Here is an 18,147-nt window from a genome sequence, read left to right on the forward strand (position 1 = left end):
AGCGATCACTCAGATCAGCTGCTTCTTGGTTTTATTATTGAACTATCGTTTCTACGTTCGTTTAATGACGGTCTACATATTTTACTCTTGTTTCGAACCACGGTCACTGCACCTTATCTTCAAATATTATTCTGTAATTCCATTATGCTGCTTATTTTTTGAAAATCACGACCATATGCTTGCTTCCCATGTATTCAACGGAAGTATTTAACTGCTCGGCCACAAAACGAACAGGAACGAACGCACTGCCGTTCTTCAGAAGTAAAGGAGCATCTTGCATCACCGTTTGCTGGTTTACTTTTACCTGCCTATTCCCTACAGCCCAACGAATCGTCTTACCATCCTTCTGAATCGTTACCTCTTTGGTGCTCTGGTTCCAATTCACGGCTGCCCCAAGCTTCTCGGAGATGAAACGGATCGGCACATAGGTACGTCCAGTCTGAATAAATGGCGCTGCGGTAATAGGATAAGCACTTTCTCCAACATAAGCAGTCGTACTGCCGATCACCAAGCGCTGTGTCTTACGCTGACCGCTAGGCAACTCATTTCCTGCCATTTTCACAAATAATTTATATGTTTTCGATCCCTTGCTTAAATCTAAATAGTTATTTTGCAGTGCAAGTGGTTCAATGAATGCACCCGTATCATAATACGGTAAAAAACCACGTTGTTGGAGCGGCTCTAAATCCCAGACTCGATTGTTCTTCAAATAGAGATAAGCCAAACTTTGAAGATTTCTCAATGGCTCCAAATCATAGATTTGGTTAGATGATAAATTCAGAGTAACCAAGGCAGTTAATTTAGACAAAGGAGCAAGATCTTTGATGTTATTATTCGCAGCTTCGAGGCTCCTAAGCTTAACCAATCCTGTTAGCGGCTTTAGATCAGTGATCTTGTTGGAACTTATGGACAACGTGCTCAGATTGACTGCATATTCCAAACCCTGCAAACTCTTAATTCCTTTACCCGATAAATTAACATCGGTCAGTGACTCTAAATCCTCTTTTGTTAGGGATTCATCATCGTTTTTATTCAATAACGACTTAAGCGCTTGTTCTAGATTGAAATCCTCAAAAGCCAAAGGCTGTTGGTTAGACGCCTCCATGTAAGCCTGAGTTGGTAAGCCCAAACATAGGACAAAAATAATTAATAATCCGGCAAGGTATTTCTTCATTCTGAACATTCCTCTCTAATTACTGTGTAAACTAGCCTATCGTTGCTTGAATTAAGACGCAATTTGCTTAGAAAAGTTGTATTAAGAGTAATCAGATTTTGCGTTATTGTCCTTTGAAAAACCAGTTGCACAGCAAACAAAGCCAAATAGGCCCTTACCATTGTAGTGAATATACTGTTTTAAAGTAGGAAATAATTATTGGTATGAAGGGTGGGGACACTATGTTCAAAAAAATATATTTAATAGCCTTTGCAATGACTATTATTTCAGGAGTAGCATTACTATCCAATTTACAAGCAGATACCTATCCAGCAATGGAAACCGTAAATAAGACAGATGAAATCCCTGTTAACACGAATATTTCAACAAATAACGTGAAATTCGAAGAACCCGTAAAAAACGTAGAATCCGTAGAATCAAAAATCGCAAACGGGTATTATAGTCAATTCTATACACCTCATGGCATGTTCGTCCGAGCAGATGAACAAAGTATCTTTAAGGAATCGGAGATCGCAAGAACTATAGATGAAATCGAGCCCAATACGAATCAACTGATTTTTGAAGGCGAGTTTTTTTTAAAAGTAGATGAAGCAGAATTTTTCAAAAATTATCCCAATTCGTTGCTCTTAGGTAAAACCTTAAATGATGAAAACCCGACTAATCCTGATGTTCCATCAAGTTTATCAAAATAGTCATTTCATAAAGAAGGAGCCATTGTTCTCGACAATGGCTCCTTCTTTATGATTTGGGAATTAACGTGACTTCAGTGAATGTTTCGACTTCCCGCTGCTGTTGTTCCCCAGATATTCACGATAAAAATCCGGTGACAAAGGTAGACGCTTTCGCTCCTACAGCAGTTCCGAATTTCTCCTCCGTCTCTCTACAGATATTCGTATATGTTATCTTATGCTCTCTGCTCTACCTGTTTTTTCACTAAAAATCAGCGCCAGTGCAACTAACATCAGTACAAGTGAAACGCCCCGTTGCCACGAGAAATTGATGATTTCACTACCGAAGAGACCCATAGCATCTATCACAAATCCTGCTAACAGTTGTCCAACAATTGCAGTTAGGTTGGCAGGAGTAACACCAATCATATTTACAGAAAATGTTGATAAGAATAGGTAACCAAATCCCAAGAAAACAGCTGCCAACTGCAACTTTGGTGCATGAATGAGATCGAAAAGATGCCCACTTCCAAAAAAAACAACGAGCACAGCTAAAATTAAGGCGCCAGAGGCAAAGGTAAAGAATACTGTTTCTAAGAGTCCAATTGTGCGACTGATCTTACCGTTAAGGGAAGATTGGGCTCCAAGCACAGCACCACCTATTAACGTCACAATTACAATTAATAATCCAATTCCCATAATAAAATTCTCCTTCTTACTTAAAATAAAGTAAACACCAGTGCGGCCAACATGAGTATCAAGGCTGCCACTCGTTTAGAACCAATCTGTTTACGAGTACTGCCGAGCCAACCAAAATGATCAATTAACATGCTGGTAACCATTTGTCCTACAACGATGGCAATCATAGAAATTCCTACACCAACGATAGGAACACCAATAACCAAGGTCAATAAGTACGTAACGCCTAAAACACCACCAATTAGATTCCATTTAGGAAATGTGTTGATTAGCTTTAAGTTACCTCGTCCAAAAAAAATAAGAAGGATAAGTGCAATGATTGCTCCCATAAAGAAGTTATAAAAGTTCGTCTCCAACGCCCCAACCTGTTCCCCTAGCTTGCCATATAGAGCTCCCTCAAGACTGAGTAAAGCTCCAGTGAAAATAGCAATGATATAAAAAATTATTTTTTTCACGCACGTCATCTCCTGTTTTCAAACCTGATCCATACTGGATCATGATCACTTATTATTAATTTAGATATCGAGAATAATCGATTAATTAGAACAAAAAAAATGGTTACTTTTTATTTTTTTTAGATTTCTATTTCCATAAATTCAATTACTGCTCGAATAAAACTTTCATTTCGCCTATAATACGTCCACTGACCATAACGTACAGACTCAAGTAAACCCGCCTTTTGCATTATGTTTAAATAGTGGGATACCGTAGACTGAGAAACCTTGGCTTTTTCTTGAATATCACCTACGCACACTCCACCATCAAAATTCTCCTCCTTCGGAATGTGTGCGCCTTGTTTGGGAAAGTGCTTCTCCGGCTCCTTCAACCACTTCAGAATGTTTAGACGAGTCTCATTCGATAAAGCTTTGAATACATCAATTAATTCCATGGAACTTAGTATATCGTCTTTTCTCGATATGTCAATCAAGTTTTTTTCGTATGCCTTTTTATTTTTACTCAATAGTCCACCAAGGAAGTAATCCGTTGGTGGGCTTCAGCTAGTTTATCCGATTTGTGTTCCATTGGGTACATTCGAATCCGTTTTTAACAGTACAACGTCCCCTGCTTCTGGCACTCCGCCCAGCACCAAAACTTCTGAATCAAATCCTGCAATCCGGCGAGGTGGAAAATTCACAACTGCTACAATCTGTTTACCGATAATTTCTTCAGCTGTATACCTTTTCGTGATTTGTGCGCTGGAGGACTTAATACCAATGTCTGAACCAAAGTCAATCTCCAGTTTGATGGCTGGGACTTTAGCTTTTGCAAAAAATTCTGCATTAATAACTGTTCCCACGCGAAGATCCAGTTTTAGAAAGTCATCAAAAGTTGCCATTCATTATTCCTCCTAATGTAGAATTCCCCTGTTGTTTTCAAAGATCATTAATATGATAGACGCTTCGACGCTGAATATTGTATCGATTTTCGCCAAAAGTACATCAGCATCCCCAGTAGAGTTATTAATCCACCTATAGACTGAAAGGTAGTAATCGTTTCTCCCAGGAAGAGATACGCAAGAATAATTGCTAGAACTGGTTCTCCAATAATACCTACGGATACCGTTGTAGCTCCTATCGTTTTCAGCAGTCGATTGAAAATATATTGGCCGAAGATCGTGGGAATAATCGCAAGGAGAACAAAATAGAGCCAGTCCGAAGAAGCATAGTTGCTTAAGGAGAAGCCCCTTAATATGCTGTAGACGAGCAGAACACTTCCTCCAAAAAAGAAAACTACGACACTATATAGATTTGCATCAATTCTTTTACTCAACTTTTGCCCTACTAGCATATAAGCTGAAATAAATATGGTTCCGATTAAAGATAATCCATCCCCAATGAGTGCTTCTCTAGATACGCCAATATCTCCCCAGGCAATTATGATGGAACCAAGCAGCGCAGTCACTAAACAGAGTACGCTCAGAATGCCGGCTCTTTCCCTGAAGACAAAGTACGAACCAATCAAGACAAACAGCGGTTGCAGCGCTAAGATGACCATAGAACTTGCCACCGAAGTATACACGAGCGACTCCATCCAGAATAAGAAATGCAGTCCCAAGAGCAGACCGGCCAGAAAAAGCGCCGCCCACTCCTTGCCGTTCAAGCGTAAGGAGCGAATCGTTTTCCAAGAGACAAAAGGGAGCATAATGAATGCTGAAATGTACAGCCTATACATGCCTGCTATGGCGGTTGGTGTATCTGAAGATTTTATCATAATCGAAGATACGGAAACTGCTAATATGGCGATAAAAAGAAGTACATAAGGATGTAGCAATAACGATGTTTTACGTTCTTTCACTTAAAACCCTCCAAGAGGTCTTATCCGATCATCTGTGCACAGGCTTCAGTGATAAGCCATAGATATGATATGATAATATCACCGTTTCTATATAAAACGTGCAAGTATATCACTTAAAAGTATAGATATATCGTCATCGAAAGAAGGTTTTTCTGATATGCCCAAACCGTTGCACGAAACTATTGCCTATCCCGATCATTCATTTCCATATATCATGTACACCCATACGCTCTATACAAGTGTTCCCGAAGGAAGAGGATTCAACGACCTGCATTGGCATGAAGAGCTACAGATCACATTAGTAACGAAAGGAACGCTCGTCATTCAAGTCAACGGTATTGATCATGAGTTAAAGACCGGACAGGCCATTCTCATTAACAAAGGAATTCTTCATGTCACGACACAGCTGAGCCATGATGGGGAATATGTAAGTTTTAACTTTCCCGAGAAGCTACTCGCGTTCCACGCAGACAGCACCATGGAAGAGAAGTATGTGCTCCCCTACACTCGTTCTTCTTTCGTTTCGGTCGTAATTGCAGATAATGCCGAGTGGGAAAAGCAAGCTTTGGACATGCTTTGGAACATGAGGCGAGTATTCAATAGGAACAAAGATTGGGGTTGGGAGTATGAGATTTCGATCATGACCGTGCAGCTCTGGTTTAATCTAATATCTAATCTTTCGTTACCGCAAGAGGATGCGCCAAAACATGCAAAACGGCAGCAGGAAAGGCTGCAGCTTATGCTGAGTTTTATCCATCAGAACTACTCAAATCCGATCACGCTACGGGAGATTGCCGATATAGCACATTTGAGCATTTCGGAATGTACACGAAGTTTCAAAAAGACCGTTCACATGACGCCATATGAGTACCTTATTAAATATAGGATTAAGAAAAGCTGCGAACTACTCGTGTCCTCAGATGATACGATTACCGAGATCGCTGGCAATGTGGGCTTCAATCATGTGAATCACTTCATACAATCCTTCAAAAAGGATCAAGGAAGAACCCCTAAAGGTTTTAGGGAATTCAGAAGTGAACTGGAAAAAACAAAATAATAGACGCTACTCCACTAGAGTAGCGCCTATCCCTTCATTAACTTCTTATTTCTTGCTATCAGCCATCCAGAGACCTACAGCTTCGAGAACTGCTCCAGCCCCCATCATCGCCCCTCGAACGGCATCCCTCACTACAGAACCTTCTCCACTGATGACTGATGCTAACAATAGAAACTTAGCGACTCATGTTTGATGCCTTCCTGATTTTATTGAGCTATTGTTACCCGTTAACTAAACTATTTCATTGATCTTGCCAACGCGATCATTTCCTCTTTAGTTAATTCTCCGCTATCCATTTGAATGAAAGTATCATTATGTACCCATCGTAAGTATCCACCCGGTACATGGTTAACCCATGCCTCAAAACGCCCTTCAATTCCATTTATGTTAATTTTCTCTCCACTTTCACTAAATTTAAAGTCTTCGACTACAGTTCTTGTTGTACTTGTTTGGTTACGAACATCGATCGTAGTAATTTCGCGGTTTATTTTATAACCAACCGCCCTATGTTCTTCGATACCAAACATATATGACTTCCCTGATTCGTCAAAAAAGTGAAGTCTAACTTTGGAAACGGATTGATCTGGATTAAACGGGTATGGTTCTTTAATCTCCAATTTATAGCTTTGAATGGAGAAGGAAGGTGTAATTATTTTGAAGTCCGCAACAGGTTTTAGCTTATCCAGTTCAACATTTGAAAATGCTATCGTAGGTTTAGCTGATGCAATTAGCTGACTATTGTTAATTTCAGCAGAAAGGATACACATTATAACCAATGAAATAATCCATTTAGACAAGATCATTTCCTCCATATTTTTTGATAGTATTATGCCCTAGTCAATTTCAATTAACCTGCTCGTTAGTTGAATAAAAGCAGCCGATCGAGTTGATCTGGCTGCTTTTGGTTTTTATTGAGCTAACGTTTTATCGTTAGTTGAACGTATTTGTTCTATTAAATTTCTTAATAAGAATTCAGGTATTCTTCGGAGTGTAGATAATATTTACTGCATCATTACGTTCGAAATAATTCATATTTTCAATATATTGTTCCTTATTTAAATAGAAAAAGGTGCCCCTCTATTTTCAGAGTAGCACCTCTTCCTTCATTCATTTCTGATCTCTCATTTCTTATTTCTTGCTACCAGCCATCCAGAGACCTACAGCTGCGAAAATAGCTCCAGCTCCCATCATCGCCCCTTGAACGGCATCTTTCACTACAGAACCTTCTCCATTGATGACTGATGCTAACAATAGAACAACTACTCCTGCACTCATTAACTTATAGGATTTTGTATTTAATTGATTAATCATATTAATTACCTCCATATTTTTATAAGAGTTACGTTCTTGGTTGTTTGTTTACTTAGATCTTATATGCTTTCATTGCTTTAAAGAGCTCTTTGAAAGTTGGACGTTTACCGTACATCAGTACACCCGTGCGATAGATTTTAGCTGCGAGCCAGCCAAAGATCAGAATAGATACAGCGAGAATTACAAGTGACGTCAGAATCTCCCATGTTGGTGCAACTCCTGCACCGATCCGTACAAGGATCGCTGTTGGTGAAGTGAATGGAATGAAGCTAGCCACTTTCAACAACAAAATGTTTGGTGTAGCGATACTGAAGATTGCGATGTAGAACGAAACGAGCGACAGCATCGTAATTGGCAGAACCGCCTGACCAAGTTCCTCTGTACGGCTTACCATTGAACCAATGGCAGCAAACATCACCGCATACAAGAAGTAACCTAAGATGTAGAAGATGAGTCCATACACAATGACAGCCGTATTGATGTCACTCAGATTCATATTGAAATCACCTAGTACATCAACGTTATGAGGAAGCAACATATTAGCAGCAACCACCGCTCCGAAGATTCCAATCTGCAGTATACCTACTAAGAAAATACCAATGATTTTACCGAACATCTGACTCAGCGGAGATACACTCGTGATAAGAATCTCCATGATTCGGGAGCTTTTCTCTGCAGTAATCTCGGAAGCAATCATATTCCCTGTCATCATTGTTGAAGTGAACAGCAGGATGATCAGGAGATACACAACAATGTAGTTAATCGGGCTCATACCATTATCCGATTCTGCACCGGCTGCGCCTTCTTCTGCACTCAGGCTTTCCTGAGTCAGCTTCACTGGCGTTGTGATCAGTTCTTTTTGTTCCGCTGTAAGTACATCTTTTACAACCACATCAAGCTTCACACTTTGCAGAGCCGCTTCAATGGAAGCAATGATCTGCGGTGATACCTCATCCGATGAGTACAAGATTGGCTGCGGGAACTCCTGTCCAGCTACAGCTTCAAACTTCAAGTAACCATCGGTAAGTCCTGCTTCTGTATCAGCTTTTAGAGCCGCTTCATCCTTGTCACCACCCGTGATGAAACGGTAAGCTTGATCTCCTTGCGCTGAAGAGAAGCTCTCCAGTTTCTCCGACACTTCCGGCTGTCCTGATGTGAGAAGCCCGATGTTTACCGGGTTATTACCTGAAGCTCCGCCACCAATTGGGCCACCGTTGAATAAAGTAATGAAATATGGCACATTGAGTCCAATCGTAATCAGAATTGCAAGTACAATCGTCGTTACCATGAATGATTTCGTTTTAACTTTGTTTTTGAACGTAAATCCCGTAATCGTTCCCATTTTATTCATTCGACTCACCTACCTCACGAATAAAGATTTGGTTAAGCGTTGGTTCCTTAATCTCAAAATGCTCGACAGTTGTCTGGGACATCGCATGTTTCAGAATCTCTTGAGCTGCATCAACATGGCTGATATGGATCGTGTAGCCACGTTCATTTTGATCTACCTTCCGTACACCTGTTAATAACTCCAGACCATCCACTTGACCTACAGTGCTTAGAGCGACCTGCTCACGTGGATAACGACTCTTAATTTCCTTGATCTCACCCTGCACTACAGTGTTAGAGCGATGAAGGATGGTGATCTGACGACATAACTCTTCAACATGTTCCATGCGGTGTGTGGAGAAAAGAATAGCTGTGCCTTCATCCCGTAATTCCTTAACGGTTGATTTGAGCAATTCCACGTTCACCGGATCCAGTCCACTGAAGGCCTCATCTAGAATAAGAATTTGAGGGCGATGCACGACAGCTGCGATAAAGCCCATTTTCTGCTGGTTACCTTTGGACAGCTCCTCAATCTTTTTGTCATAATACTCAGGAACCTCGAAACGCTCAAGCCAGTACTTCAGGCTCTTATCTGCATCCTTGCCACTCATGCCACGAAGTCTAGCCAGATAATTGATCTGCTCACTAACCTTCACCTTCGGATAAAGTCCGCGCTCTTCTGGAAGATAGCCCATAATTTGTTGCAACTCCGTATTGTACGGCTTACCGTTATATAGGATGTTTCCACCATCCGGGTGGATCAGGCCAAGCACCATTCGCATCGTGGTTGTTTTGCCTGCACCATTGGCTCCGAGCAGTCCGTAAATCTCACCTTCTTTTACATTGAGCGTGACTCCATTAACAGCTGTTTTGTCTGCATATTGCTTAACGACTTGCGTCAATTCTAATCGGTTCATCATTTATCGTCTCCCTTCGGCTATTTCCATTGTATGGGTGCATATCCGGCAATCCAGAATGCGAGTACTTCATCGAGCTCCAAGTTACGAATTTTCAGCACCTGATTACTGGACAGCTCCAACCTTTCCTGTGCTTCACTAACTCGGGTTGTAATAATCCGAACTAGGCCATTCTCATCTATAGAAGATTCGACAACACCAGGGATACTTTCTGGACGTAGGTCTCCTTCATACCAGACCTCTCTCCACTGATCGAGCACACTGTCTTTCTCCGCCATGCCCAAGGATTGACCACGGTGCATCAGTACGATGTAATCCGCAAGTCGCTTGACCTCATCTGCGATATGTGTGGCAATCAGTATTGTGGTATCTCCCCCTGCCATGAAGTTCCGGAACTGCTCAACCATCACTTTCCAGGCAAAAGGGTCAAGTCCGGAGGACGGTTCATCTAACAGAAGAAGTCTCGGACGCGCTGCGAGTGCAGCTGCAATCTCGTACTTACGCCGTTCTCCCTTGGACATCTTGATCAGCTTCACGTCTCTCGGCACGTCCATCTCTTTCATAAGCTGGTCAAACAGCTTCATATCCCAGCGTGGATACCAGTAAGCACGAAACCGGACTGCTTCCTCCGCTGTAAGCTGGTTCTCTTCAAGCCCGCTGTTATCGGCCACAAAACCAATCTGTTGTCTCAGTTCTATCGGCAGCGGACCATTGTGTTCCTCTCCAAACCATATGATCTGTCCACTATCTGGCAGTACAATTTGTTGCAGCATGTTCAGTAGTGTGCTTTTGCCAGAACCGTTATGACCGAGGATTGCAATGACATACCCTTCCGGGATGGTCAGATCAATCGGACCAATTACTCTGCGTTTTCGCATTTTGGATACGCCGTTCAGTTGAACAGCTACAGGTTCCATCATGGTACTCCCTCCCCTACTTCGGATAGATAACTCTTAGGGCTTCTCGGAACAAATCTTCCATTTCTTCTTCCGTACATCCGACCGATTTGCCAGACTGCACCGCAGCCTGCATCGCCTCCTGCGCAGCCTTCAATCTATAATTTTCTCTATCATTGGCTTCTACCTGGGCTACAAATGTACCTGTCCCCTGCTTCGTACGGAGCAGACCTTCATTCTCCAGATCCTGATAGACCCGTCTGACTGTAATCACGCTACAATTCAGTGCTCCGGCGAATTCACGAATGGACGGCAAATGCGTTCCCTCCCCTAATTGACCCGTAATGATTAATGATCTTAACTGGTTCTCAATCTGGTGATATAGGGGTTCAGCGCTGTTCTCATTTATTTGAATCGGTATCTTCACATCTTTGCACCTCGCCCTCCGGTACACCTCGTCGTGTTACAAGCTAGTAGCTCCGGTTCCTTCTCTATTCTCAATTCCATCATTCTCTCGTTCGATTAACTTAAATCCCGACAAGCCAGCTTCTTCAATGTCACACGACTGAATAGCCATAGTGTGGTTAAACCAACCACCAGAGCAATCCACATGATCGGGGACAATAGACTCCATCTTTTACTGTGATCAATGACAATCCATAATCCGTAGCTGCCTGACAATCGAATCAATAAAGATAAACCGATGGTAAGTGGCAAGAGCAGCGCACTAAGAAGTAAGTATTTTTTGCCACTGAAGAGGAATTCTCCGTAGATGTACAAGCCTGTCATAAAAAGTCCATACCCTGTACATGTCATGGCAAACGCCAGATATTGATCCCATCGGAAGGCTTCCTCATGTAATCGGACCACATACAACGATCCGTAGAAGAAGATACCATTATAAGCAAACGTCAGAATGGACTGCTGAAGTCTTGACCACATCACCGTTTCGTTAGGGATTGGGAGTCTGCGGTAAAAGGCCAGCATCTGTGTATAGGAATCCTCCTGTATATAACGGAATGAACGTCTGCTGAATAGGAATCCCTGAAAGGGCACCATGATTAGAAAAAAGGTATCTACAACAGGGTTAATGAAGCTCTCCTCATGTTGCTGAATCAACATCACACCGCTCATGCTGCCCGTGTATATCATAAAAATTGCACTCCATAACCACTGGAATCGATCCTTACTCATCTCACTGCGGGTCAACCACAACGCTTGTTTCCATGCGTTCATATGCACGCCTGCCTTTCAACTTTCATTCATGTAATGTGTGCTGTTTGCTCACTGTGTTTACTGTATATATCAATATACACAGTATACAGACCTAACACTTTTCCCGTCAACACTTTTTTTTCCTGAATCAGGAAGTAGAGTGGTATTCACCCCACAACTACACTTCAACAAACAGCGCCACTACGGGCAAAACGGCATATTACTGACTTGAAAAAATTGATGTTAAATGGGGTTATATTCTAGAATTTTGCGCCATAAAAAAAGGCTGTACCCATAGTGTGTATATACACACCACAGATACAGCTTGTTCAATTAACCCATCACCTGATTATAGAAGAGGTCTAACCATTACACGAGGTTGTAGCCGCTAGGCAAACTACGGTTACTGCGGATTGCACGAATCTCAGCTAGTGTTAAGCGTTCATTCGTAGAGATCAAGGACTCCACATCGTTGCCACGAATCAAGTCATCTAAGTCTCTCAAGCTGGTGTTCCCACGGTAAACACGGAATCCGCCCTGGAAGTTAGGTCTTGTGAACACAACGAGTGTTGCATTGGAGCTGGTCGAGAAGAAACGTAGACTCTCAACTCCTCCAAGGATGTTCTCCAAGTTGCGCAGACCCGTGTTGCCACGGTAAATCCGGCTTCTTCCTATGAAGTTCTCATCCGAGTACACTGTGAGACGTGGATACGTTTGACTGACATGGACTGTTTTTTTCATTTGTTGTATCCCCCTCTCAAACTCATTCTATGAATGTGTTCAAGAGGAAGCGTGGACGAATCTTCCACTAGATTCGTCCATTTTCATAGATTCGCAGTTTACACCGTACGTTTAGACCCCAAGAATAATTTCCCACACAGGTCGGGTGTGCCCGCCTGGATAAAGGATATACAGCAGAACGTACACGATCACACCCGTCATGGCACTGCTGAACCAGATCATCGATGTGAACCGCCCCCAGCGGCGGTGTGTTTTGAACTTCTTTTTGAACCCAAGCACGAGTGTTGAGATCCCGAAGACTGCAGCCACAGTTGCGAGAATAATATGAAAGATCAGAAAGATTCGATAGAAGATCTCCATATCCGGTTCGCCGCCCCAAGCCGTGTTGCCCACAAAGATCGTTCGAGACATATAAATGACAAAAAATATTAATGCCGCTACCGCACCTGCGACCATCATGGACTGATGCGCTTCCCGTTTACCGCGGATAATAAGTATCCAGCCGATTCCCACCAGCACTGCACTAATCACAATGAAAGACGTGCTGATCGTAGGCAGTAGAAAATACATATCCATCATGTATCCCCCTTTATTCATATCGTGCGAGTTTGAACACGCACAATATAGCAAATTTTATTTTGTAGCAGGGTTAAGTGGTACTACCGGTGGCTCCGGTCTATGGGTATCATCCTCGTCATCTTCCTGCTTCTCCTTGCGATACCATTGGAAGAAAACAAGTGCCAGCATGGATACGAAGATTCCCTCCTGAATGAATTTCATAATGATGCCGCCAACCTGCTGATCCTCTTTGGCAGAAGACAGAAAATTGAAGAACGCAGGCCCTCCGAAGGATCGCAGCAATGCCGATGTATCTCCTGATACACAATATCGCATGGCCTCAGCCCATATAGCAGGATTGCTATAGGTTGCATATAGAGGCTCGGAGGCGAAAATAATCAAACCACAGGCTGGCGTAAGCAACACCATATTGAGAAAAATAAACCCAACTTTGGACAGTCCCGATGCCTGTCTGCCTTCCGGTAACGGATTAAGGAGCGTCCACCACATCAGCATTGAAGTGATGAACAGCGCAATGTAATACAGACGATGAACCGTGAAATTGAGCATCACATAATCATGCACTACCGGCAGATGATAGATGGAGAACAACCCATTAAACATTAGGGCTGCCACAATCGGATGAGCTAGAAAAGATAACTGCCTGGTTGGCAGAAAGCTTACGATTTTACGCCATACCCAGTTAGGCAGTCCTTTCATAAGCAGCGGTGGTGCTACCAAGTAAGATAGAGCCATGCTGACCATATGAAAGCTAAACATGACATGACCCAACAAGTTGAAAGGCCCCGCTTGAGCTAGATAAAAAACGATAAGCCCCGTAATAAATAAAACTCGCTGTCCCACAGTTGCTGGCTCTGCTCTACTGACCTTCTCACTCACTGGCCCTACCAGCACGAGATAACCCGCTCCGATAAGTAGAAATAACGCCAGAATCGTAGGGCTCCACAGATCATTAAAACTAAAATATTGCAACCCGAGCATACGGGAAACCTCCCCGTGAACTAATTTGGTTAGTACCTATACGCCTATCCTACTGGTGCGCCAAAAAGGGGAAAAGACGGCGACAATAAGCCGCCGCCATCTCCTCTTACCACCAAACCCAATAGAGTGCCATAATAATGCACGTAAATGCTACGAAAAATCCAAACGCCATGAACAGAATAGGCATTAAATGACCTTTGTCCTTCATGTGCATCCAGTAACCGAGCTGTACAAACACCTGTAAGATGGCCATGACGACCAGCAAGATGATCGTAAACGTTGCGTTCACACCACCGGCCTTAACGGCTGCGAATGCGATCAGAGTCAATATGATGGAGAAGATAAACACTACGACGTGTTTCTGTGGCCCTTCCGTCCGGTGACGATGTTTCACTGGTTCCTGATCTGCTTTATCCTGTACCGACATGTGTTACCCCACCTTTCCGAGCAAGTACACGACCGTGAAGATAAACACCCAGACAACGTCGATAAAGTGCCAGTACATTGCAGAGACGTACACTTTAGGTGCAGTTACGACCGTCAGTCCTTTTTTGAACAATTGCCCAATAATAAGACCGATCCAGAGAATACCAAAGGCTACGTGAGCTCCATGGAATCCGACTAGTGTATAAAATGCCGAGCTGAATGCACTCGTTGTCATACCAAACTCTTTGTGCTTCACATATTCATAAAACTCATAGATTTCGAGTCCTAGGAACCCGAGCCCTAGCAAAACCGTAATGCCGAGCCATAACGTAAGTGCCTTCACCTTACCTCTATGCATCGCCTGAATGGCAAATACACTTGTCAAACTACTGACTAGGAGGATAACGGTTGCTGCTGCCACCAGAGGTAGATGGAACAGCTCATTCGCTGTTGGCCCTTCATTCGTCTGGTTCCTGAGCGCAAGGAAGGTAGCGAAAAGGGTTCCGAACAACACGGTCTCGCCGCCGAGGAACAACCAGAAGCCGATGAGCTTATTGCGTCCCTCCAGCGTTGCCTTCTCCGGTTCATGCGGCAAGTTACCGTTCACAGGTTCAGCATGTGATGTTGTCATTTTCTCGCCCCCTTCTCGTCCTGATCCTCTGGCTCAATATGCCAGCCATGATCATCATAGAGTGAACGGAGCATCATGGCTCCAAATGTAATGACAAGTCCTATAATGAGCACAATGTAATTGTTAAATAGTCCATTCATGAACGCATTACCAAAGTCATCCTTACTGAACATCAGCCCAAGCCCAGCAATGAATATACCAACAGACATGACAAACGGTAACGGTGTTGCAGATGGCATATGAATTGACCCTACCGGCTCAGCCGGTGTCATTTCTGTGTTCCCAGCCATCTTTTCCTTCCAGTATGCATCAATACCGCGTACGAGCGGCGTTTGCTTGAAATTGTACTCTGGCGGTGGAGATGGAATCGTCCATTCCAACGTACGGCCATCTTCCCACGGATCATTCGGTGCATCCACCGGTTTCTTCGTCGTAATAACGATGTTGACGAGGAAAATGATGACACCAACCCCCATCAAGAATGCCCCTATTGTACTCACGAGGTTAAGCAGGTCGAAATCCTGATTTGGCAAGTAGGATACAATCCGGCGCTGCATACCCATCAGTCCAAGGAAATGCTGCACGAAGAAGGTGAGCTGGAAACCAATCATAAATGTCCAGAATGTCCATTTTCCTAGCGATTCACTGAGGATACGTCCAAACATTTTGGGCCACCAATAGTGAAGACCTGAGAATATACCCAGCACCAAGCCACCTACGATGACATAGTGAAAATGCGCTACAACAAAGTATGTATCATGGAATTGGAAGTCAGCCGGAGCAGACGCCAACATGACACCCGTTACGCCTCCCATAACAAAGGTCGGAATAAATCCTACCGCGAACAGGTTCGCCGCTGTAAAACGAATTCGTCCTCCCCACATGGTGAAGAGCCAGTTGAAGATCTTGATTCCTGTCGGTACAGCAATCAGCATGGTGGAGATGGAGAACAATGCGTTCGCAATCGTTCCGAGACCCGTAGTGAACATATGATGCGCCCAGACCATGAAGCCCAAGAACGCAATCAGGATCGTTGCAAACACCATGGAGCTGTAACCAAACAATCTTTTGCGTGCAAACGTAGGGATAACCTCTGAGATAATCCCAAACGCTGGCAAGATAAGAATATATACTTCGGGATGACCAAAGATCCAGAAGATATGTTGCCATAACACGGGATTTCCCCCGCCTGCAACATCGAAGAAATTCGCATCTAATATCCGGTCAAAGGTCAACAATACCAATCCAACTGTAATTGCAGGAAAAGCAAATAGGATAATAGCAGAAGTAATAAATGTGGTCCATGTAAACATCGGCATCCGCATGTATGACATGCCAGGCGCACGCATCGTTATAATCGTGGCGAGAAAGTTAATGCCCCCGATGAGTGTCCCTAGACCTGCAATCTGGAGTCCGATCGTATAGAAATCGACACCGTGGGTTCCACTGTATTCACTGCCCGATAGTGGCGTATACGATGTCCATCCGGCATCAGGCGCACCGCCCATGATCCAGCTCAGATTAAGCAACAGACCACCGAACAGGAATGTCCAGAAGCCCAGCGCGTTAACGAACGGGAAAGCTACATCCCGTGCTCCAATCTGCAATGGTACAACCGCATTCATAATGGCAAATATAATCGGCATAACACCTAGAAAGATCATCGTGGTTCCGTGCATCGTAATCAATTCATTGAAGACCTGTGCTGAGACAAAATTGTTCATCGGCTTCATGAGCTGAATCCGAATCAAAATGGCTTCAATCCCACCGATGCCGAAAAACAATCCGCCCGCAGCTAAGTAAAGAACGGCGATTTTTTTGTGATCGACGGTAGTGATCCAATCCATCAAGCCACGGTAACGCTTGACGCTATGAGCTTGAGCCAAGGTTGTGTACCCCCTTTATCGTCCTTGCTGTTCTATTCATAGTCCAATTTATAATTGGCCAGATATTCGGCAATTCCGTCGATCTCTTCATCTGTAAGTCCGAGGTCTTTGGGACTCGGCATCGTATTGCCTGGCTTCACGGATTGTGGATCATGCAGCCATTCTTTCATGTTATCCAAGACAGGTTTACCTTCTTCTTGTCCCTCGCGTTGATTAAGCAAAATGCCTGCGACGGATTCCTTGCCACCAATGCCTGTGAGATTTGGCGCAACTGGGCCACCTTGATCACCTACAGCATGACAAGAAAGGCAATTTGTTTTGAATTTTTCAGCCAATTGCGTGTCTTCTGGAAGAACAGCAGGTGCTTTCATTTCAGCGACCCATCTGTCAAAAGCCTCTGGGCTGACCGCTTTTACTTTAAACTCCATGTAGGCATGAGACCTACCGCATAATTCGGCACACTTTCCGCGGTAAACGCCTTCATTCGGTGCTGAGAAGCTAAACTTATTCAGTGTTCCATCTGGGTTGGTGTCCATTTTACCCGCAAGTGACGGCACCCAGAAGGAATGAATCACGTCAGCGGTTTTCAATTCGAATGCGATCTTCTTGTCGGTAGGAATAATGAGGTCTTGAGCGGTGGTTACGTCATATTGAGGATAAGTAAATTCCCACCAGTACTGATGCGAGGTGACTTTGACCTGTACTGCATTTGGATCATTGGACAGATCTGCGCCTTGAGCAAAGATCTCCTTAACCGTTGGTACAGCTAGTACAATAACAAGCAGTAACGGAATGGCTGTCCATATGACTTCGAGCTTGAAACTTCCTTCGACCTGTTCGGGTATGTCATTCTGTCCAGACCGTCTGCGAAAACGGATCAATACATAGGCTGCAATGGCAAATACAATGATGAGTACCACGATCATAATCGCGATGGACAGCTTCATCAGATCATATTGACCTTGCGCCACAGGACCCTGAGGTTTCATTACAGACAAGTCTTCCCGCCCGCATGCGGATAGCAGCAAAGAGAACACCGCCAGCAAGGGGAGAATTCGCTTTGCAACCTGCCACTGTTTCATCATTGATCTACCCCACTTTTTTACGTTTTCGTAGATTACCGTCTTTGTCCCAAAAGCATGTTGCTCTTCCGTTCTGGCACAATACGTATAATCCTCTCCGTCATATAGAACGGTTTCCAGAAATAACGCTTCCATTGACCCCTTAATTCCCTTCAAAGGGCATGTCTACGCATTCTTCCAATTCATTCTATATGGTTCAATCACATATTAAATATAAGTTGAGGGTATGATTTTGTCAATCTTTGGACACATGTTCACAA

23 protein-coding genes are annotated in these 18,147 nt (G+C 43.5%); 2 read left to right on the top strand and 21 right to left on the bottom strand.

Annotated elements, in window-relative coordinates; all coding sequences use genetic code 11:
* Positions 1-151: 151 nt before the first annotated feature.
* Complete coding sequence (locus tag ASD24_RS11255; protein ID WP_056695546.1) at positions 152-1,174, bottom strand: stalk domain-containing protein; 1,023 nt, start codon at positions 1,172-1,174, stop codon at positions 152-154.
* 221 nt (positions 1,175-1,395) lie between these two features.
* Between ASD24_RS11255 and ASD24_RS11260 the strand changes: the two genes are divergently transcribed.
* Positions 1,396-1,866 (top strand): hypothetical protein, encoded by a 471-nt coding sequence (locus ASD24_RS11260; protein WP_156395429.1) that lies wholly within the window; start codon positions 1,396-1,398, stop codon positions 1,864-1,866.
* 207 nt (positions 1,867-2,073) lie between these two features.
* On the opposite strand, the gene ASD24_RS11265 is transcribed toward ASD24_RS11260, so the two are convergent.
* From ASD24_RS11265 to ASD24_RS11285, 5 genes are all read right to left on the bottom strand, one after another.
* Positions 2,074-2,541 carry a DMT family transporter gene (locus ASD24_RS11265; protein WP_056695551.1) on the bottom strand — a complete coding sequence of 156 codons (468 nt, stop codon included), beginning with the start codon at positions 2,539-2,541 and terminating at the stop codon, positions 2,074-2,076.
* Positions 2,542-2,561: 20 nt separating this feature from the next.
* Positions 2,562-2,996, bottom strand: coding sequence for a DMT family transporter (locus ASD24_RS11270; RefSeq protein ID WP_235540523.1), 435 nt, complete (start codon positions 2,994-2,996; stop codon positions 2,562-2,564).
* 119 nt (positions 2,997-3,115) lie between these two features.
* A complete protein-coding gene (locus tag ASD24_RS11275) occupies positions 3,116-3,430 on the bottom strand; it encodes an ArsR/SmtB family transcription factor (protein ID WP_056695624.1) in 315 nt (104 codons plus the stop codon).
* A 114-nt stretch (positions 3,431-3,544) separates the two neighbouring features.
* Positions 3,545-3,877 carry a chaperone CsaA gene (gene csaA / locus ASD24_RS11280; RefSeq protein WP_056695555.1) on the bottom strand — a complete coding sequence of 111 codons (333 nt, stop codon included), beginning with the start codon at positions 3,875-3,877 and terminating at the stop codon, positions 3,545-3,547.
* A 47-nt stretch (positions 3,878-3,924) separates the two neighbouring features.
* On the bottom strand, positions 3,925-4,836 hold the full coding sequence (locus tag ASD24_RS11285; RefSeq protein WP_056695557.1) for a DMT family transporter: 912 nt from the start codon (positions 4,834-4,836) through the stop codon (positions 3,925-3,927).
* Between the two features lie 157 nt (positions 4,837-4,993).
* On the opposite strand from ASD24_RS11285, the gene ASD24_RS11290 reads away from it, so the two are divergent.
* Entirely contained in the window at positions 4,994-5,893 is a 900-nt protein-coding gene (locus ASD24_RS11290; protein ID WP_056695560.1) for an AraC family transcriptional regulator, read from the top strand.
* 45 nt (positions 5,894-5,938) lie between these two features.
* Here the strand turns inward: ASD24_RS11290 and ASD24_RS31300 are convergent, their stop codons facing one another.
* The 15 genes from ASD24_RS31300 to coxB all read right to left on the bottom strand — a co-directional run bounded on the left by ASD24_RS31300 (position 5,939) and on the right by coxB (position 17,890).
* Entirely contained in the window at positions 5,939-6,061 is a 123-nt protein-coding gene (locus tag ASD24_RS31300) for a hypothetical protein (protein ID WP_268795325.1), read from the bottom strand.
* A gap of 68 nt (positions 6,062-6,129) precedes the next feature.
* Positions 6,130-6,690: a DUF4367 domain-containing protein gene (locus ASD24_RS11295; RefSeq protein ID WP_056695562.1), complete on the bottom strand. Its 561-nt coding sequence runs from the start codon at positions 6,688-6,690 to the stop codon at positions 6,130-6,132.
* A gap of 331 nt (positions 6,691-7,021) precedes the next feature.
* Positions 7,022-7,204 carry a hypothetical protein gene (locus tag ASD24_RS11300; protein WP_056695564.1) on the bottom strand — a complete coding sequence of 61 codons (183 nt, stop codon included), beginning with the start codon at positions 7,202-7,204 and terminating at the stop codon, positions 7,022-7,024.
* Positions 7,205-7,256: 52 nt separating this feature from the next.
* Positions 7,257-8,555, bottom strand: a complete 1,299-nt coding sequence (locus ASD24_RS11305; protein ID WP_056695566.1) for an ABC transporter permease — start codon at positions 8,553-8,555, stop codon at positions 7,257-7,259.
* The gene (locus tag ASD24_RS11310) at positions 8,548-9,450 is read right to left on the bottom strand and encodes an ABC transporter ATP-binding protein (protein WP_056695626.1); all 903 of its coding nucleotides are present in this window, start codon (positions 9,448-9,450) and stop codon (positions 8,548-8,550) included. The genes ASD24_RS11305 and ASD24_RS11310 overlap by 8 nt, the downstream gene beginning before the upstream one ends.
* Positions 9,451-9,470: 20 nt before the next feature.
* Complete coding sequence (locus tag ASD24_RS11315; RefSeq protein ID WP_056695628.1) at positions 9,471-10,367, bottom strand: ATP-binding cassette domain-containing protein; 897 nt, start codon at positions 10,365-10,367, stop codon at positions 9,471-9,473.
* 16 nt (positions 10,368-10,383) lie between these two features.
* Positions 10,384-10,773 carry a GntR family transcriptional regulator gene (locus ASD24_RS11320; RefSeq protein WP_056695568.1) on the bottom strand — a complete coding sequence of 130 codons (390 nt, stop codon included), beginning with the start codon at positions 10,771-10,773 and terminating at the stop codon, positions 10,384-10,386.
* 95 nt (positions 10,774-10,868) lie between these two features.
* Positions 10,869-11,582, bottom strand: a complete 714-nt coding sequence (locus ASD24_RS11325) for a hypothetical protein (protein ID WP_056695571.1) — start codon at positions 11,580-11,582, stop codon at positions 10,869-10,871.
* A gap of 348 nt (positions 11,583-11,930) precedes the next feature.
* Positions 11,931-12,302, bottom strand: a complete 372-nt coding sequence (locus ASD24_RS11330) for a hypothetical protein (RefSeq protein WP_056695573.1) — start codon at positions 12,300-12,302, stop codon at positions 11,931-11,933.
* 111 nt (positions 12,303-12,413) lie between these two features.
* On the bottom strand, positions 12,414-12,878 hold the full coding sequence (locus ASD24_RS11335) for a DUF420 domain-containing protein (protein ID WP_056695575.1): 465 nt from the start codon (positions 12,876-12,878) through the stop codon (positions 12,414-12,416).
* A 57-nt stretch (positions 12,879-12,935) separates the two neighbouring features.
* Positions 12,936-13,862, bottom strand: coding sequence for a cytochrome c oxidase assembly factor CtaG (ctaG, locus tag ASD24_RS11340; protein ID WP_056695577.1), 927 nt, complete (start codon positions 13,860-13,862; stop codon positions 12,936-12,938).
* A gap of 106 nt (positions 13,863-13,968) precedes the next feature.
* Positions 13,969-14,289, bottom strand: coding sequence for a cytochrome C oxidase subunit IV family protein (locus tag ASD24_RS11345; protein ID WP_056695579.1), 321 nt, complete (start codon positions 14,287-14,289; stop codon positions 13,969-13,971).
* A gap of 3 nt (positions 14,290-14,292) precedes the next feature.
* Positions 14,293-14,919 (bottom strand): cytochrome c oxidase subunit 3, encoded by a 627-nt coding sequence (locus ASD24_RS11350; protein ID WP_056695581.1) that lies wholly within the window; start codon positions 14,917-14,919, stop codon positions 14,293-14,295.
* Positions 14,916-16,766: a cytochrome c oxidase subunit I gene (gene ctaD / locus ASD24_RS11355; RefSeq protein WP_056695629.1), complete on the bottom strand. Its 1,851-nt coding sequence runs from the start codon at positions 16,764-16,766 to the stop codon at positions 14,916-14,918. The genes ASD24_RS11350 and ctaD overlap by 4 nt, the downstream gene beginning before the upstream one ends.
* 71 nt (positions 16,767-16,837) lie before the next feature.
* Positions 16,838-17,890, bottom strand: a complete 1,053-nt coding sequence (gene coxB, locus ASD24_RS11360) for a cytochrome c oxidase subunit II (protein WP_056695632.1) — start codon at positions 17,888-17,890, stop codon at positions 16,838-16,840.
* Positions 17,891-18,147 lie beyond the last annotated feature (257 nt).

This window comes from Paenibacillus sp. Root52, from assembly GCF_001426865.1.
In the GTDB taxonomy this organism is placed as follows: Bacteria; Bacillota; Bacilli; order Paenibacillales; family Paenibacillaceae; genus Paenibacillus.

Bases quoted from the DNA above. Each gene is read 5' to 3' on its own strand.
- coxB (WP_056695632.1), bottom strand. From the start codon at position 17,890: ATGATGAAACAGTGGCAGGTTGCAAAGCGAATTCTCCCCTTGCTGGCG.
- ASD24_RS11335 (WP_056695575.1), bottom strand. From the start codon at position 12,878: ATGGATATGTATTTTCTACTGCCTACGATCAGCACGTCTTTCATTGTG.
- ASD24_RS11275 (WP_056695624.1), bottom strand. From the start codon at position 3,430: ATGGAATTAATTGATGTATTCAAAGCTTTATCGAATGAGACTCGTCTA.
- ASD24_RS11345 (WP_056695579.1), bottom strand. From the start codon at position 14,289: ATGTCGGTACAGGATAAAGCAGATCAGGAACCAGTGAAACATCGTCAC.
- ASD24_RS11325 (WP_056695571.1), bottom strand. From the start codon at position 11,582: ATGAACGCATGGAAACAAGCGTTGTGGTTGACCCGCAGTGAGATGAGT.
- csaA (WP_056695555.1), bottom strand. From the start codon at position 3,877: ATGGCAACTTTTGATGACTTTCTAAAACTGGATCTTCGCGTGGGAACA.
- ASD24_RS11260 (WP_156395429.1), top strand. From the start codon at position 1,396: ATGTTCAAAAAAATATATTTAATAGCCTTTGCAATGACTATTATTTCA.
- ASD24_RS11290 (WP_056695560.1), top strand. From the start codon at position 4,994: ATGCCCAAACCGTTGCACGAAACTATTGCCTATCCCGATCATTCATTT.
- ASD24_RS11350 (WP_056695581.1), bottom strand. From the start codon at position 14,919: ATGACAACATCACATGCTGAACCTGTGAACGGTAACTTGCCGCATGAA.
- ASD24_RS11330 (WP_056695573.1), bottom strand. From the start codon at position 12,302: ATGAAAAAAACAGTCCATGTCAGTCAAACGTATCCACGTCTCACAGTG.
- ASD24_RS11305 (WP_056695566.1), bottom strand. From the start codon at position 8,555: ATGAATAAAATGGGAACGATTACGGGATTTACGTTCAAAAACAAAGTT.
- ASD24_RS11255 (WP_056695546.1), bottom strand. From the start codon at position 1,174: ATGAAGAAATACCTTGCCGGATTATTAATTATTTTTGTCCTATGTTTG.
- ASD24_RS11300 (WP_056695564.1), bottom strand. From the start codon at position 7,204: ATGATTAATCAATTAAATACAAAATCCTATAAGTTAATGAGTGCAGGA.
- ASD24_RS11315 (WP_056695628.1), bottom strand. From the start codon at position 10,367: ATGGAACCTGTAGCTGTTCAACTGAACGGCGTATCCAAAATGCGAAAA.
- ctaG (WP_056695577.1), bottom strand. From the start codon at position 13,862: ATGCTCGGGTTGCAATATTTTAGTTTTAATGATCTGTGGAGCCCTACG.
- ASD24_RS11310 (WP_056695626.1), bottom strand. From the start codon at position 9,450: ATGAACCGATTAGAATTGACGCAAGTCGTTAAGCAATATGCAGACAAA.
- ASD24_RS11265 (WP_056695551.1), bottom strand. From the start codon at position 2,541: ATGGGAATTGGATTATTAATTGTAATTGTGACGTTAATAGGTGGTGCT.
- ctaD (WP_056695629.1), bottom strand. From the start codon at position 16,766: ATGGATTGGATCACTACCGTCGATCACAAAAAAATCGCCGTTCTTTAC.